General features: G+C 61.3%; 12 protein-coding genes and 1 pseudogene. 2 read left to right on the top strand and 11 right to left on the bottom strand.

The window, feature by feature from the left end:
- Nucleotides 1-44: 44 nt before the first annotated feature.
- Both arcA and arcD (AC1Q9F_RS10755) read right to left on the bottom strand, forming a co-directional pair.
- Complete coding sequence (arcA, locus tag AC1Q9F_RS10760; protein WP_179693985.1) at nucleotides 45-1,301, bottom strand: arginine deiminase; 1,257 nt, start codon at nucleotides 1,299-1,301, stop codon at nucleotides 45-47.
- Nucleotides 1,302-1,335: 34 nt separating this feature from the next.
- Nucleotides 1,336-2,763: an arginine-ornithine antiporter gene (arcD, locus tag AC1Q9F_RS10755; RefSeq protein ID WP_011335624.1), complete on the bottom strand. Its 1,428-nt coding sequence runs from the start codon at nucleotides 2,761-2,763 to the stop codon at nucleotides 1,336-1,338.
- 450 nt (nucleotides 2,764-3,213) lie between these two features.
- On the opposite strand from arcD (AC1Q9F_RS10755), the gene arcD (AC1Q9F_RS10750) reads away from it, so the two are divergent.
- Entirely contained in the window at nucleotides 3,214-4,641 is a 1,428-nt protein-coding gene (gene arcD, locus AC1Q9F_RS10750) for an arginine-ornithine antiporter (protein ID WP_085606593.1), read from the top strand.
- Entirely contained in the window at nucleotides 4,638-5,489 is an 852-nt protein-coding gene (locus AC1Q9F_RS10745; RefSeq protein WP_492619942.1) for a DNA-3-methyladenine glycosylase family protein, read from the top strand. Before arcD (AC1Q9F_RS10750) ends, AC1Q9F_RS10745 begins: the two co-directional genes overlap by 4 nt.
- A 13-nt stretch (nucleotides 5,490-5,502) precedes the next feature.
- On the opposite strand, the gene AC1Q9F_RS10740 is transcribed toward AC1Q9F_RS10745, so the two are convergent.
- The 9 genes and pseudogenes from AC1Q9F_RS10740 to gap all read right to left on the bottom strand — a co-directional run bounded on the left by AC1Q9F_RS10740 (nucleotide 5,503) and on the right by gap (nucleotide 15,842).
- Nucleotides 5,503-6,852, bottom strand: coding sequence for a CoA transferase (locus tag AC1Q9F_RS10740; protein WP_492619943.1), 1,350 nt, complete (start codon nucleotides 6,850-6,852; stop codon nucleotides 5,503-5,505).
- A gap of 38 nt (nucleotides 6,853-6,890) precedes the next feature.
- Nucleotides 6,891-7,646 carry a methyl-accepting chemotaxis protein gene (locus tag AC1Q9F_RS10735; protein ID WP_371320921.1) on the bottom strand — a complete coding sequence of 252 codons (756 nt, stop codon included), beginning with the start codon at nucleotides 7,644-7,646 and terminating at the stop codon, nucleotides 6,891-6,893.
- Between the two features lie 102 nt (nucleotides 7,647-7,748).
- A pseudogene (locus tag AC1Q9F_RS10730) lies at nucleotides 7,749-8,756 on the bottom strand (methyl-accepting chemotaxis protein); the annotation flags it as partial.
- 453 nt (nucleotides 8,757-9,209) lie between these two features.
- A complete protein-coding gene (locus AC1Q9F_RS10725; RefSeq protein ID WP_085606588.1) occupies nucleotides 9,210-9,605 on the bottom strand; it encodes a YbaN family protein in 396 nt (131 codons plus the stop codon).
- Between the two features lie 91 nt (nucleotides 9,606-9,696).
- Nucleotides 9,697-10,293 carry a biliverdin-producing heme oxygenase gene (locus tag AC1Q9F_RS10720; protein ID WP_007951178.1) on the bottom strand — a complete coding sequence of 199 codons (597 nt, stop codon included), beginning with the start codon at nucleotides 10,291-10,293 and terminating at the stop codon, nucleotides 9,697-9,699.
- Nucleotides 10,294-10,404: 111 nt separating this feature from the next.
- A complete protein-coding gene (locus AC1Q9F_RS10715; protein ID WP_492619944.1) occupies nucleotides 10,405-12,990 on the bottom strand; it encodes a TonB-dependent receptor in 2,586 nt (861 codons plus the stop codon).
- A gap of 122 nt (nucleotides 12,991-13,112) precedes the next feature.
- Nucleotides 13,113-14,078, bottom strand: coding sequence for a FecR family protein (locus tag AC1Q9F_RS10710; RefSeq protein ID WP_492619945.1), 966 nt, complete (start codon nucleotides 14,076-14,078; stop codon nucleotides 13,113-13,115).
- Nucleotides 14,079-14,202: 124 nt separating this feature from the next.
- A complete protein-coding gene (locus tag AC1Q9F_RS10705; protein ID WP_007951175.1) occupies nucleotides 14,203-14,721 on the bottom strand; it encodes an RNA polymerase sigma factor in 519 nt (172 codons plus the stop codon).
- A gap of 119 nt (nucleotides 14,722-14,840) precedes the next feature.
- Complete coding sequence (gene gap, locus AC1Q9F_RS10700; RefSeq protein WP_007951174.1) at nucleotides 14,841-15,842, bottom strand: type I glyceraldehyde-3-phosphate dehydrogenase; 1,002 nt, start codon at nucleotides 15,840-15,842, stop codon at nucleotides 14,841-14,843.
- Between the last annotated feature and the right edge of the window lie 74 nt (nucleotides 15,843-15,916).

The raw sequence follows: 15,916 nt of genomic DNA, 5'->3' as shown, positions 1-15,916 counted from the left end.
CGGCCCGGCCGCGACAGGGTCAGTGCGGCCGGGGAGATGGTCGTTTAGTAGTCGATTGGGTCGCGCACGATCGGGCAGGTCATGCAGTGGCCGCCGCCACGGCCACGGCCCAGTTCGCCGGCGCTGATGGTGATGACCTCGACCCCGGCCTTGCGCAGCAGGGTGTTGGTGTAGGTGTTGCGGTCGTAGCCGATGACCACGCCCGGCTCCACCGCCACCACGTTGTTGCCGTCATCCCATTGCTCGCGTTCGGCGGCGAAGCTGTTGCCGCCGGTTTCGACGACCCGCAGTTTCGGCAGGTTGAGGGCTTTGGCCACGACGTCGAGGAACGTGCCTTCTTCGCGACGGATGTCGATGCCGCCCTGTTTGCTTTCGTCAGGGCGCAGGGTGAAGGCGACGATCTGGTTGACCACTTCCGGGAAGATCGTGACGAGGTCGCGGTCGCAGAAGCTGAACACTGTATCGAGGTGCATCGCGGCGCGAGACTTCGGCAGGCCGGCGACGATGACTTTTTCCACGGCCTTGTTCTTGAACAGGTTCAGCGCCAGTTGGCCGATGGCCTGACGCGACGAACGTTCGCCCATACCGATCAGCACCACACCGTTGCCGATCGGCATGACGTCGCCCCCTTCGAGGGTCGAGCTGCCGTGATCCTTGTCCGGGTCGCCGTACCAGATCTCGAAATCGGCGTTGGTGAATTGTGGATGGAATTTGTAGATGGCGGTGGCCAGCAGGGTTTCCTGACGACGCGCCGGCCAGTACATCGGGTTCAGCGTCACGCCACCGTAGATCCAGCAGGTGGTGTCGCGGGTGAACTGGGTGTTCGGCAGCGGCGGCAGAATGAAGCTGGAGTGGCCGAGGAAGTCGCGGAACATCTGGATGGTCTTGCCACCGAAGCTGTCCGGCAGGTCATCGGCGGAGACGCCGCCGATCAGGAACTCGGCGATGTGTCGCGGCTCCAGGCTTTTCAGCCAGGATTTGACTTCGTTGATCAGGCCCAGGCCCACCGAATCGGCGGTGACCTTGCGCTCGAGGATCCAGTCCAGCGCTTCGGGGATGGCGACAATGTCGGTCAGCAGGTTGTGCATTTCCAGTACTTCGATCCCGCGCTCACGCATTTTGGTGACGAAGTCGAAGTGGTCGCGCTTGGCCTGGGCGACCCACAGCACGTCGTCGAACAGCAGTTCATCGCAGTTGTTCGGGGTCAGCCGCTGATGGGCCAGACCTGGGGAGCAAACCATGACTTTGCGCAGTTTGCCGGCTTCGGAATGGACGCCGTACTTAGCTTTTTCCGTGGTCATTTCAGTGATCCTCCAGAGTGAAAACGTTGGGCAATTACAGAGTCAGGAAGCCGTCATACAGTCCGTAGGCTGCCACCAGGGCGCCCACGACCACTGCGGCGAAAATCAGCTTCTCGACGTTGGTGAAAACCGGTTGTTTGAGTTCCAGCTTGGCCTTGGCGAACAGGATCGCGCCGGGGGCATAGAGCAGGGCCGAGAGCAGCAGGTACTTCACGCCACCGGCGTAGAGCAGCCACACCGCGTAGATCAGGGCGATGGCGCCGATGATCAGATCCTTGCGCCGTTCGGCCGCGAAGCCTTCGTAGCTTTCGCCGCGCACCGCCAGGAGCAGGGCGTAGGCCGCCGACCACAGGTACGGCACCAGAATCATCGAAGTGGCGAGGTAGATCAGCGACAGGTAAGTGCTGGCCGAAAACAGGGTGATGATCAGGAACAGCTGCACCATCGCGTTGGTCAGCCACAGGGCGTTGACCGGCACGTGGTTGGCGTTCTCCTTGCGCAGGAACTCCGGCATGGTGTGGTCCTTGGCGGCGGCGAACATGATCTCCGCGCACAACAGCACCCACGACAGCAGCGCCCCGAGCAGCGAGATGATCAGACCGACGCTGATCAGCACCGCCCCCCAGTGACCGACCACGTGTTCCAGCACGGCGGCCATCGACGGATTCTGTAGTTTGGCCAGTTCCGGCTGGGTCATGATGCCCAGCGACAGCACGTTCACCAGCACCAGGAACAGCAGCACGGTGATGAACCCGATCACGGTCGCCTTGCCGACGTCCGAACGTTTTTCCGCCCGGGCCGAGAAGATGCTCGCGCCTTCGATGCCGATGAACACCCACACGGTGACCAGCATCATGTTGCGCACCTGGTTCATCACGCTGCCCAGATCCGGGTTTTTCACGCCCCAGATGTCGGCGGTGAAGATGTCCAGTTTGAAGGCGAAGATCGCGATCAGCACGAACAGCAGCAGCGGCACGACCTTGGCGACGGTTGTCACGAGGTTGATGAACGCCGCTTCCTTGATCCCGCGCAGTACCAGGAAGTGCACGCCCCACAGCAGGACAGAGGCGCCGATCACGGCTGCAACGGTGTTGCCCTCCCCAAAAATCGGAAAGAAATACCCGAGGGTGCTGAACAGCAGAACGAAGTAACCCACGTTGCCCAGCCAGGCACTGATCCAGTAACCCCAGGCCGAGGAGAAACCCATGTAATCGCCGAATCCGGCCTTGGCGTAGGCGTAGACACCGCCGTCCAGGTCAGGCTTGCGATTGGCGAGGGTTTGAAAGACGAAAGCGAGGGTGAGCATGCCGACAGCGGTGATGGCCCAGCCAATCAGTACCGCGCCGACGTCGGCACTGGCGGCCATGTTTTGTGGCAAAGAGAATATCCCGCCACCGATCATTGAACCGACTACCAATGCAACCAGTGCACCTAGTCGTAGTTTTCCGGGAGCTTCAGACATTGCATGACTCCATTGCAGGAGAGAAGAGTTCACAGCGTAGTTCTGTTGGCTTTTCAAACAGCTGACTTAGATCAGTGCATAGTCACATTCCATTGTTAATGAATGACTTATGAAACGTCTGGAGGCATAAGGCTATTGTCTGGAAAGCCCGTCCTAGAGGCCTTTTGTCCGAAGTGGTTAAGAATGGATCCTATTACTTTCGAATTATCACGCTAGTTCCTTTTCAGGTTTTGGCAAATTTTTCACCGCTGTTTTCAGTACAGAATTGATTTATTAGGATTCGCGCACAAAACTGTCTGAGCGTGCTAGGGCGTTAGCGCCAATGGCTATATATAAAAGGCGTAAGTTGGCGTTATTCAATAAACGTCATTACGCTTTATCCATTTAGTTAAAAGCCGGTTGCATAACGGTTTCGCGGCATTCGCCGCTCTGGAACTTGGAGACGCTGGAATGTCGCAACCGACGCAAAAGCTGCGCCTTGGCGCACTGATCGCCCTGGTGGTGGGGTCGATGATTGGCGGGGGGATTTTTTCCCTGCCGCAGAACATGGCGGCCCGCGCCGATGCCGGCGCCATCCTGATCGGCTGGGGCATCACGGCGATCGGCATGCTCACCCTGGCTTTCGTGTTTCAGACCTTGGCCAACCGCAAACCGGAACTGGATTCCGGCGTGTATGCCTACGCCAAGGCCGGGTTCGGCGACTACATGGGCTTTTCTTCCGCGTGGGGATACTGGATCAGCGCCTGGCTGGGGAACGTCGGGTATTTCGTGTTGCTGTTTAGCACCCTCGGCTACTTCTTTCCGGTGTTCGGTCAGGGCAATACGCCGATTGCCATTGGCTGTGCTTCGGTGTTGCTGTGGGCCGTGCACTTTCTGGTGATGCGCGGGATCAAGGAAGCGGCGCTGATCAATCAGTTGACCACCGTGGCCAAGATCATTCCGCTGATCATGTTTGTGGTCATTGCCGCCGTGGCGTTCAAGGCTGACGTGTTTACCCGCGATATCTGGGGCCGCAGCAACCCGAATTTCGGCGGCGTGATGGATCAGGTGCGCAACATGATGCTGGTCACCGTGTTCGTGTTCATCGGTATCGAGGGCGCCAGCGTTTACTCGGCGCGGGCGGAGAAACGCACGGACGTTGGCCGCGCCACGGTGATCGGTTTCATCGGTGTGCTGGCGCTGCTGGTACTGGTCAATGTGTTGTCGCTGGGGATCATGAGTCAGCCGGAACTGGCGACCTTGCAGAACCCGTCGCTGGCCGCCGTGCTGGAGCACATTGTCGGGCCATGGGGCGCGCTGCTGATCAGCGTGGGCCTGGCCATTTCATTGCTCGGTGCGTTGTTGTCGTGGGCGCTGCTGTGCGCGGAGATCCTGTTCGCCACCGCCAAGGACAACACGATGCCGGCGTTCCTGAAAAAGGAAAACGCCAACCATGTGCCGGTCAATGCGTTGTGGCTGACCAACGTGATGATCCAGATTTTCCTGCTGATCACGCTGTTTTCCGCCGGCACTTACACCAGCCTGATTTACCTCGCCTCGTCGATGATTCTGGTGCCGTATCTGTGGTCGGCAGCCTATGCCGTGTTACTCAGCGGACGGGGTGAAACCTATGAACATGCCTCCGCTGAACGCACCAAGGATCTGCTGATCGGCGGCATCGCGTTGTGTTACGCGGTGTGGCTGTTGTATGCCGGCGGGGTGAAATACCTGTTGCTGTCGGCGCTGCTGTATGCGCCGGGGGTGATCCTGTTCGCCAAGGCCAAGCATGAGCAGGGCGAGCCGCTGTTCACCACGCTCGAGAAGGGGATTTTCACTTGCGTCATCGCCGGCGCCGGGCTCGCGGCCTACGGGTTGTACAGCGGCGTGTTGTCCCTGTGAGATTGCGGCTCGGCTATCACGGATCCTGTGACTGGCCGGCAATGCTCGGGTTTCTCGCGGCGCGCGCGGTGACGGGAATGGAGACGGTGGTCGATGGCGTGTATTCGCGCAGCATCGGGGTGAACGGGTTTCACGGCACGGTTTCGGTCTGGCCCGGTGACGGTGATGCGCTGGAGGTGGAACTGGATTTCCCGGATCCGTCGGCGGTTCCCGAGATTGTTGTGCGCTTGCGACGGATGTTCGATTTGGATGCGGATCTGCCGACGATGCAGCGGCATCTGGCGGCGGATCCGCTGCTGGCGCGGCTCATCGCCGAGCGTCCGGGCTTGCGGGTGCCGGGGGCGTGGGATGGTTTGGAGTTGGCGTTTCGGGCGGTGCTGGGACAGCAGATCACCGTGGTTGCGGCGATTCGGCTGGCGGGGAAACTGGTGGCGCAGTATGGCGAGCCTTTGCGTTCTTCAGTGTCAGGACTGACTCACGTATTTCCTGAAGCGGCGGTTTTGGCGGGCGCTGATCTGGCGGCGCTGGGCATGCCGAAAAGTCGCGGGCGCACATTGTGCGGGGTGGCGCAGGCGTCGCTGGAGGATCCGTTGCTGTTTGCCTCCGGGATGGGGAGGTTGCTGGCGCTGAACGGGATTGGCAACTGGACGGCGCAGTACATTGCGCTGCGGCAGTTGCGGGACATGGACGGGTTTCCGACTGGCGATGTGGGATTACTGCGGGCGCTGGAGGTGCTGGAAGGCGAGCGGATGACGGCGCGGGAGTTGTCTGTTCGGGCTGAAGCCTGGCGGCCGTTTCGGGGGTATGCGGCGCAGGTGTTGTGGGCGTCTTTGAGGCGTGCGGATTGATATCCGCACGCCTTCAAAACCATTGCGCTGGATGCGACCCCAACTCGGTCGCCGGTAAAGACCACTCCAACGGCGTTCCAGCAATACGCAGCGGCGCTTGTAGCCGATGCGCCGGCCCCCACGGCGTCTGCTCCACCAGCGAGCTTTGATCCTGTGGACTTTCCGGACGCAACGCTTCATCCGTCCCGGCCCCATGCTCAACCAACAATTTCGCCGTCCGCGACAGCGACAACCGTGCCGATCCACCTCGACCACTGCATAACCGTTCAGCCAGCAACCGAATCACACTCGCCGCCATCAGATACCCCGTCGCATGATCCAGCGCCTGCACCGGCAGCGGTGTCGGTTTGTCCGCCTGCTTCCAGCGCTGTCCGGCCTCGGCAATCCCGCTGCTCATCTGCACCAGACTGTCGAAGCCCCGACGGTTCTGCCACGGGCCGCTCCAGCCGTAGGCGTTGAGGCAAACGTCGATCAGCCCCGGTGCCAGTTGTCGGCGACACTCTACGCCGAAGCCGAGATGTTCAAGGGCATCGGCGCGATAGCCGTGCAGCAGAATGTCGGCATCCTTGAGCAGACTTTCGAACACTGCGCGATCTGCCGGCTCGTGCAGATCCAGTCGTGCGCAACGTTTGCCGAGGGTCACTTCCGGCACCACGCCGGGTTCGTTCCAGGTCGGCGGGTCGATGCGCAGGACATTGGCGCCCAGCCCTGCAAGAAAACGGCTGGCGGTCGGGCCGGCCAGTATGCGAGTCAGATCGAGCACCTTGAGCCCGGCCAATGGCCGCGCCACCGAGCCTTGCCAGGGTTGATGGATTTCGTCTTTCCCATCACTGAAATGCACCAAGGGTTCGGCATTCACCGCCAGCCCTTGCGGATGTTTCTGCCACTGTTCCCAACTGCGCATTTCAGCCGCACAACCCTTGGCCTCGACTACCGCTTGCTCCAGATCGGCACTGGCCCATTGCACGACTTTCGCCGCCATCGCCGCGCGGTCGGCACAGGCGCCGAGCACGCTTTCGGCGGCAGCGCGGTGATGCGGGGCGTTGGTGTGCAGGCGGATCCAGCCGTCGCTGGTTGCATAGTCGCCGGCCACCGGATCCCACAGCGGCGGCACTTCCCAGTCGATCGGTCGCAGCGAGGTGGCGAACCAGAACGAGGCGAGGCGGCGGTCGACTTCTACAGTGGGCAAGTCGCCGGTTTGCTGCTGAAGGAGTTCGGCGACAGCTTGCCCGGCAGCGGCAATGCTCGCGCAGGCAAGGTCGGTGACGGCAAACGCCGAGGGCAGGGCGCCCTCGGCGGTGAACGGAATCGGCGTGCGGGACAAGCCGAGTGCGGCTTGAATGGACGTGAGCAGATCAGTCATCGAAGGCCCTCCGGAAGAGGGCCTGATCATAGATCAAATCAGACGCGGAACTGATCCATCAATTTCATCTGCTGACTGGCCAGGGCATTCAGCTGGCTGCTGATCGCCGCCGATTCGGTGGCCTGTTCGGTCAGGGTTTCGGTGACGGTGCGGATCGCCGAGACGTTGCGGTTGACCTCTTCGGCCACGGCGCTTTGCTGTTCGGCGGCGCTGGCGATCTGCAGGTTCATGTCGCTGATCACGGTGACCGCGTCGCTGATCTTGCCGAGGGCGTCCACGGCCTGGCGGATCTGCCCGGCGTTGTTGTGGGCCTGGGTCTGGCTCGAGTGCATGGTCGCGACCACGCCACGGGTGCCGGTCTGGATGCGTTCGATGACCACGCGGATTTCTTCCACCGAATCCTGCGTGCGCTTGGCCAGGTTGCGGACTTCGTCGGCCACCACCGCAAAACCACGACCGCTTTCACCGGCACGGGCCGCTTCGATCGCAGCGTTCAGCGCCAGCAGGTTGGTCTGTTCGGCGATGCTGCGGATCACTTCCAGCACCGAACCGATCTGCTCGCTGTTGACCGCCAGCTCTTCGACTTCGGTCACCGCTTTGCTGACTTCGTCGGCCAGTTGATTGATGTCGCGGGTGCTGCGTTCGATGATCGACATCCCGTCCTTGGCCGACTGGTCGGCGCCTTTCGCCGCGTTGGCCGCGTTCGAAGCACTGTTGGCCACATCGTGGGCGGTGGCGCTCATTTCGTTGGAGGCGGTGGCCACCTGATCGATCTCGCGGAACTGCACCTGCATGCCTTCGCTGGTCTGGCGGGCGATTTCCGACGACTGATCGGCGGTGCCACGGGCTTCGGTGATGCTCTGTTTGATCTGGGCGATGGTCGGTTGCAGCTTGTCGAGGAAGCGGTTGAACCAGTTCACCAGTTCGCCCAGTTCATCTTTCTTGGTGTAGTTCAGGCGCTGGGTCAGATCGCCTTCGCCGCTGGCGATGTTCTTCAGCATCTCGGCGACGCTGTTGATCGGACGAGTCACGCCAGACGCAGTGAGCCAGATCAGCAACAGACCGATCAGACCGGCGATCACTGCAACGGCGAGGGCGGTAATGGTGCCGGTTTCCTGCGCATCGTCGAGCACCGCTTGCAGCTTGACCGAGTCGGCCAGCAGCACTTGTTTCGGCAGGTCGATGACCACGCCCCAGGCCCGGGAGTTGCCGATTGGATCGACCGGGTACACGGCGCGGATCAGGTCACCCTGTTCCAGAATTTTCGGCGTGCCGGCGCTCAGCAGTTGCAGGATGTCCTTGCCTTCGGCGCCGAGGGTTTCGGCGATGCCTTTGCCGACCTTGGTCGCGTCGGTGCTGTAGGCGCCGAGCACGCCGCTGCCGGAGACAATCAGCATGTGCCCGGCACCGTTGAACAGTTCGCGTTGGGAACCCACGGCCGCCGCTTGCAGCGCATCGAGTGCGATGTCGATACCGACCACGCCGATGGCCTTGCCGTCCACCAGCAGCGGCACGGAAATGGTGGTCATGAGCATTTCCTTGGTGCCCACGGTGTCGGCGTACGGGTCGAGCAGGCAGGTGCGCTTGTTGTCGCGAGGGCAGGTGTACCAGCTGTTGTAGGGCGTGCCGCTGAGGCTGAGGGTGGTCTTGGTCATGTCCTCTTCGACCATGATCGTGTTCAGCGCAGAACCGGCGGCGCGGCTCCAGTAGGTGGCGAAGCGCCCGGCTTCGTTGGACTGGCGCGCGGCGTCGTTGACGAACTCGCTGTCCTTGCCGTCCAGCCCGTTCGGTTCGAAAGCCAGCCAGATGCCGAGCACCTTGCTGTTGCGCTCGAACGCAGTCTTCAGGCTCTGATTCAACTCTTCACGCAGGGCGCCGGCGTCCAGCGAGCGCTTGGCGGCCATGACGCGCATGTCCTTTATCTGGTCGGCCAGCGCGGTGATCACCAACAGGCTTTCGCCGAAGGTTTTCTGCACTTGCACCGCCTGTTCGGCCGCCTTGGCCTGCAGCAGGTCCTGCACGCTGGCGGTGAGCATCTTGCTGCTCGACTGGCTGACCAGTTCGTCGTTCTGGTTGGTCTGGTAGATGTTGATGCCGACGATCAGCGCAACCACGCCGAGCAGGCACAGGCCGGACAGCAGGACGATTTTCAGGCGAATGGACAGAGAGTCGAACATGGGACGTTCTCGCGAATGAATGAACTGTTGGCTACGGGGCAGGGAAGTGCCCGGTTCGCCAAATCCATTCAGCGCCATTCAATGCACATCGGCGCGGGGCGAGGGCGCATGAGGCGCAAGCCGACGAACGGTCATGGCTAAACGTTTGCGCGGGTAAAAGCCCTGAAAACAAGGGAAAAATCAGGAAATCTTCGGCAACGCTTCCGGTCGTGACCAGATCCACAGGTTGCCCATCGTCATCCCTGCAATCGCCAGATAAATCGGCCAGCCGTGATCGAGCATCACCAGCATCAGCGTGGCACACAGCAGCATGCTGACGGTGGCGCTGACCTTGGCCTTGCGGGCGATGATCTTGCCGTTGCGCCAGTTGCTCAGGATCGGGCCGAACAGCCGATGGTTTTCCAGCCAGGCACTCAGGCGCGGCGAACTGCGGGTCGCGGCCCAGGCGGCGAGCAGGATGAACTCGGTGGTCGGCAGGCCTGGCACGACGATGGCGATCAGACCGATGCCAAGGCTGACATAGGCGAGCAGACCAAACAGCAGGCGGGCGAGTCGGGAGGAGGCGGGTTGGGGCATGGGCTCAGCGAGAGGCTTATGAAGCGGGATGGGAATCTTACAGGCTTATGCAGTTCCCTGTGGAAGCCAGGCTTCCACAGGGATTCAGCAATCAGGCCGGTTCGGCTTCAGTCGAGTAAGCCTGTTCCAGCAACACGGTGAAGCGGTTGAACGCGTCAATCGCGCCTTGCTCCACTTCGGCTTCCTCTTCAGCGCTGAATTGCAGCGAATCGAGGGTACGCACAAAGCTCTTCCAGCCTTCAGCGCGACCACCCTCAGGCTCGCCCAGGTGGCGGGCGCCGAAGGTTTCGCTCAGCTCCAGCGCAACCGCACGCTTAATCAGGAACGCAGCACCGAGCTTGGAACCTTCAGAGACGAAGATCCAGCCCAGGGCGCGGGCCTTACTCGGGTTTTTAACGGCGCCGGCGACTGGCGCAGGCACTTCGGTGTCGAGATCGGCGAGGTCGGCCCTGGCCGCTTCGGCGCGGCAGCGGGCCGGCAGGTCAGGGACGATGGCGGTCAGTTCGGCGTCGTTGTACAGCGACACCAGTTCCGACTGGAACAGGTACTGCGCGACCACGAAACGGGCGAAATTGGCGCGGGTCTCGAATGGCGCGTGGGCCTTGACCAGTGCGTCGAGCTTGCTGTGCGGCTCGTGGGTGATCTGGTTCAGGCGTTGCGAACGCAGGGCTTTTTCCGGGGTGCTCATGAGATGTCCTTGAAAAGAAGAGGCGCTTGATAACGAGACGTACGGGCAAGCGCCGGACAGTAAAAAAACCTCACGACGCGGCAATGCATGCGCGCCGTGAGGTCATCCGGATCAGATATCCCAGACCAGGTTGATCGCGAAGTTGCGACCCGGCTGGGTCAGGCGATCGAGGTTGGCCGGTTGTGTCACCGATGCTTCGCCGACGCTGTCGTAACCGCGCACGTCATCCCACAGCCAGTATTTCTTGTCGGTCAGGTTGTAGATGCCGCCGCTGACGGTGACGTCGTCGGTGACCTTGTAATAACCGGCCAGATCGAGAATGCCGAAGCCCGGCGACTTGAACTGGCTGCTCACACCGTCCGGCGACTTGAAGTTGCTGTCGTCGACGCGGTCCTTTTTCTTGACCACGGTCCAGCTCAGCAGGCCGCCGTAGTTGTCCTGGTCATAACCCAGACCGAACACGCCGGTCAGCGGATTGACGCTGTTCAACGGCTCGCCGTTGTCGTTGTTGCGTCCGTAGGCGTAGGAGATCGAACCCTGGGTGTACAGGCCTTGCGGCGCGCCGAAGGAATCCAGGTTCAGGCGACCTTTGACTTCGGCACCCTTGATGGTGGCGTGTTTGATGTTGCTGGACTGGAACGTCAGCTCGCTGTAGCCCGGGGTGACGGCGTCTTCGTTGATGAAGTCGCGGTACTTGTTGTAGAAGACCGCCACGTCGAACGAGCCTTGCTCGAAGTTGCCGCGCAGGCCGGTTTCATAGCTTTTGCTCTTTTCCGGTTCCAGGTCCGGGTTCGGCGCCACGTTGTAGCCGGTGGTGCTGTTCTCGAAGCGGCCGTACAGCGCTTTCGCGGTCGGGGTGCGGAAGCCTTCGGCGTACTGACCATACCAGGTGTAGTTTTCGGTCAGGGCGTAGGTCAGGCCGAATTTCGGCGAGACTTTATGCCAGGTCTTGTTCTCGTCGCTGACCGTGCCGTTGCCGTCGGCGGCCACGGTGTTGAGGAATTCCTGGGTGATGTGCGGCTTGAGCTGGGTGTAGTCGTAGCGTAGGCCCGGCAAGAAGGTCCAGTTGTTCCAGCTGATCTGATCCTGGGCGAACAGGCTGTAGGTGTTGATGGTCGGGTCCGGGAAGTCGCTGGATTTTTTCAGCACGTCAGCCGCGCTGGTGGCGCCGATGGCGGTGCAGCCGCGACCGACTGCCAGGCACGTGCCGTCGCCGCTGCGCGAGCCGGTGACTTTCTGCTGCTTGATGGTGGTGCCGTAAGTCAGCACGTGATCGGTGGCGCCGATGCTGAAGGCCTTGTCCAGTTGTGCGTCGAAGACCCACTGTTTCTCTTCGTAGATCGTGTCGCGGGTGCGCAGCACTTTACGGGTGATCGGGTAGTAGAACTCGTCGGTGCTCTGGTCGGTCTTGGCGGTCTGGTGGTTGAGGCTCCATTTCACGTTGTCCGCCAGCAGGCTGTTCAACTCGAAGCTGTGCTCCAGGCCAAAACGCTCGCGGGTAATGGTGTCGTTGCCGGTACGCCACTGGTACATGCCGCCGGGCAGCACGCTGTTCGGGATCGTCGGGGCACCGTTGAAGTATGGGCCGCCGTAGGCGCTTTTCTGATCGGTGTCGCGATCATCCTTGTACTTTTCGTAGGTCAGGCCCAGGCGCGAACCTTCGTTGTAGTTCCAGCCGATCTTGGCCAGCACGTTGGTGGCTTTCACGTCTTCCGGGTTGGCGGCGGTGCGCTCAAGGCCGGTGCCGTTGTTGCTGCCGTAGGAATCGGTTTCGTGGCCGTCGCGCTGGCTGTAGTGCAGCAAACCGTCGAACTGGTCGGCGCGACCGGCGACGGTGGCGGACTTCAACCAGCTCTCGTCGGCGGAGCTGTAGCCGGTTTTCAGGCGGGCACCGACGTCTTTGCCGGGCTTGATGATGTCGTCCGGGTCGAGGGTGTAGTAACTCACGGCGCCGCCGATGGCGTTGCTGCCGTACAGCACCGAGGCCGGGCCGCGAAGGATTTCGACGCGTTTGACGATTTCCGGGTCGACGTAGTTGCGCTGGGTCTTGGCGTACGGGCCGTTGAAGAAACCGTCCGGCACTTCGACACCGTCGACCTGAGTCAGGATGCGGTCGCCGTCGATGCCGCGAATGTTGTAGCCGCTGATCCCGCCGCGCTGGCCGGCGCCGCCGACGGACACGCCCGGCTCATAGCGCACCAAGTCCTTGATGGTGTTGACGTTGTTGCGATCCAGATCCTGACGGGTCTGCACGGTGACGGTGGCCGGCACGCTGTTGATCGACTGTTCCTGACGGGTGGCGCTGATGGTCACTTGATCGAGGTTAAGTGCGCCGCCGCTGGCGCGTTTTTCCAGCACGACGTTGTTGTTGCTCAGTTTGCGGAAGCTCAAGTTGGTCCCCACCAACAGGCGCTCCAGGGCTTTTTCCGGTGGCAGCGAACCGCGCACACCCGGCGACGACACGTCCTGACCCAGTTCCGCCGGCAAACCGACCTGCCAGCCCGTGACAGCGGTGAACGCATTGAGCGCCGACACCAGCGGCTGCTGGGCGATGGCGAACGAGTAGTCGCCAATGTTGCGCGTCGGCTGTTCGGTGGCGGCCATCAGCGGCGCGGTGCCGGCCATCAGGATGGCGGCGGTCAGCAGCGACAGCACGCGGGAAGGAGAAGAAGTCTGGCGGGTAAGGCGAGAGGACATCGATAGCGCTCCGTGTCGCACGAATCTTTATAGGTGCTGATTGATCTCGCGAGATGCGAATCAATTGCATTGGCTATAACGAGACGAACGAGCTTTGGCTATCGAGTAAAAATAATTCTCATTTAGTTCAAAATCACCAGCGCCGGGAATTCCTGAAGCTTGGCCGAGGTGATGTGAGCGAGCGAACGCACCACGTCCAGCGGCTGGTCGAGACGGTAATTGCCAGTGACGGCAACGTCGGCCAACTGCTCGTTGGTGTTGATGATGAAGCCCGGGTAGTAGCGACGCAGTTCGGCCAGCACCTGATTCAGCGGGCAGTTTTCGAAGATCAGCCGACCCTGCACCCACGCCAGATCGGTGGCGGCGTCGACCTTGGCCGGACGGTCGAAACCGTTCGGGCCGATGCGGATGCTTTCCCCGGCGGACAGCCGCACCCGCGCATCGTCACGGGTTGCACGCAGGTCGACATCGCCGCGCTGCACCCGCACCTGCGCTACGCCGTCCAGATAACGCACGGCGAATGCGGTGTCACGCACGCTGGCTTTCACCGGGCCGGCGTCGATTTCCAGCGGCTGGCTGCGGCTGGCCGGGATCTCGAAAAACGCTTCGCCCTGATACAGCCGCGCGACTCGCTGCTGATCGTTGATCGTGCTGGAGAACGCGGAATTAGTGTTGAGCAGGACTTTCGAACCGTCCTCAAGCTGCAGGCGCTGACGCTCGCCGACCACGGTCAGGTGATCGGCCTGCAGACGCATCGGCAGGTTGCTGAAACTGAACAGCCCGAGCAGCAGAACGGCGGCGGTGGCCAGCGGTTTCCAGTGCGGACGCAGACGAGTGAGGACGGTGACTTTCTTCGGTTGCGCGGCGAGGCTCTGCGCGCACTGAGCAATTTGTGGACCGTCCCAGATTGCCTGGGCCTTGGCGAACGCCTCGGCATTCAACGGATCGGCCGCCAGCCAGGCATGGAATTGCCGGGTCTGCTCCTCGTCCGGACTGCCGAGCACGATGAGCCAGTCCAGAGCCTGGTCCATTGCGCTTGCGGCGTCCTGCGCCGATGAAGGCGAAGGGGAGCGGTGGGTGTCCGTCACGGTGTTTCCTCGGCAGTGTCTGTGCACGGCTGTTTTTTTAGTGAAGCGTAAAAGTCGGGCAAGGGTAACAAAGCCCGATGATCAGTGCAGTCGATCCTGAGGTTTACAGAAAAGCCCTACGGCATCAGTCGCCATTCAAACGTTCGGCGACACCGATGCAGATGGTCATGATCAGTTTGAGTTCTTTCTGCACCGTGCTGAGGGACACGCTCAGTTCTTCGGCGATTTCCTGATAGCTGTGCCCGTGCAGGCGGCTGAGGATGAAGATTTGCTGTTGGCGGGGGCTGAGTTCACCGAGGCTCACGTTCAGGCGCTCCAGCAATTGTTCGGCGTGGGCGGCGTCTTCGGCGCTGCTGGCGGGGGCGGCGACGCTGTGCACCACGTCCTGCGGCACGTCGTCGACCATGGTGCGCGAATGAATCTTGCGCGCACGCAAATGGTCCAGCGCCAGGTTGCGCGCGGTCTGGAAGACAAAGGGTTCAAGGTGATCGATGGCCCGTTCGCTCAGCGCCCGGGTGACGCGCAGGTAGGTTTCCTGCAACAGGTCTTCGGCGGTGCTGTGGTTGTTGACCATCCGTTCCAGGGTCCGCAGCAGCGAAGTGCGCTGGGCGAGGAAGACGTGATTGAAGTGTGATTGACTCACGGGAAGACCTGATCCATTTCGAGCGAATGATAATGCTTATCATCCGCCCGAGTGGTCAAGTGTTGATTTGTCAAAGGTTGGTAAAGCTTTTGCCTGCTCTCAAAACGGCGGCAGCGGTTTTATTCCGCGTTGCACAGCGCCAGGCAGTTATCGAGCATGCGGTTGGAGAAGCCCCACTCGTTGTCGTACCAGGCCAGCACTTTCAGCAGTTTGCCGCTGGATTTGGTGTGGTTGGCGTCGAAGATCGACGACAGCGGGTTGTGGTTGAAGTCGCTCGATACCAGCGGCAGGGTGTTATAGCCGAGGATCTTCGAGTGCTGGCTCGCCGCTTTCATCAGTGCATTGACTTCATCGGCCGAGGCTTCGCGCTTCAACTGCACGGTCAGGTCAACCAGCGACACATTGATAACCGGCACGCGCACGGCCATGCCGGTCAGTTTGCCCGCCAGCTCCGGCAGCACCAGACCCACGGCTTCGGCAGCGCCGGTCTTGCTCGGGATCATGTTCTGAGTGGCGGAGCGGGCGCGGTACGGGTCGGTGTGATAGACGTCTGTCAGGTTCTGGTCGTTGGTGTAGGCATGAATGGTGGTCATCAGACCGCTTTCGATGCCCAGTTCGCGGTGCAGCACTTGCGCGACTGGCGCGAGGCAGTTGGTGGTGCACGACGCGTTGGAAATGATCTGGTGCGACTGACGCAGAATGTCGTGGTTCACACCGTAAACGACGGTGGCATCGGCGCCTTTGGCCGGGGCCGAGATAATCACTTTGCGTGCGCCGGCGGTAATATGCGCGGCGGCTTTGGCGCGGTCGGTGAACAGACCAGTGCATTCGAATACCACATCAATCTTTTCCGCAGCCCATGGCAGGTCGGCCGGGTTGCGGATGGCGCTGACCGAAATGCGGTCGCCGTTGACGGTCAGGCTCTCGTTGTCATGCGCAACTTCGGCGTCGAATGTGCCATGAACGGTATCGTACTTGAGCAGATGCGCATTGATCGCGCTGTCGCCCAGATCGTTGATGGCGACGATCTGCAAATCCTGACGATAGCCTTGGGTATACAGTGCGCGCAGGACATTACGGCCGATGCGGCCAAAACCATTGATTGCGATTCGAAGAGTCATTGAACAGCGCCGCCGTCGTTTTGTTGTTGGAATTACAAGATTATTCGCATAAAAATAGAAAACAAGCCTTTTTA

Source organism: Pseudomonas sp. GW823-FHT04A03, from assembly GCF_058796615.1.
This window is presented reverse-complemented; position numbering and strand designations above follow the sequence as displayed.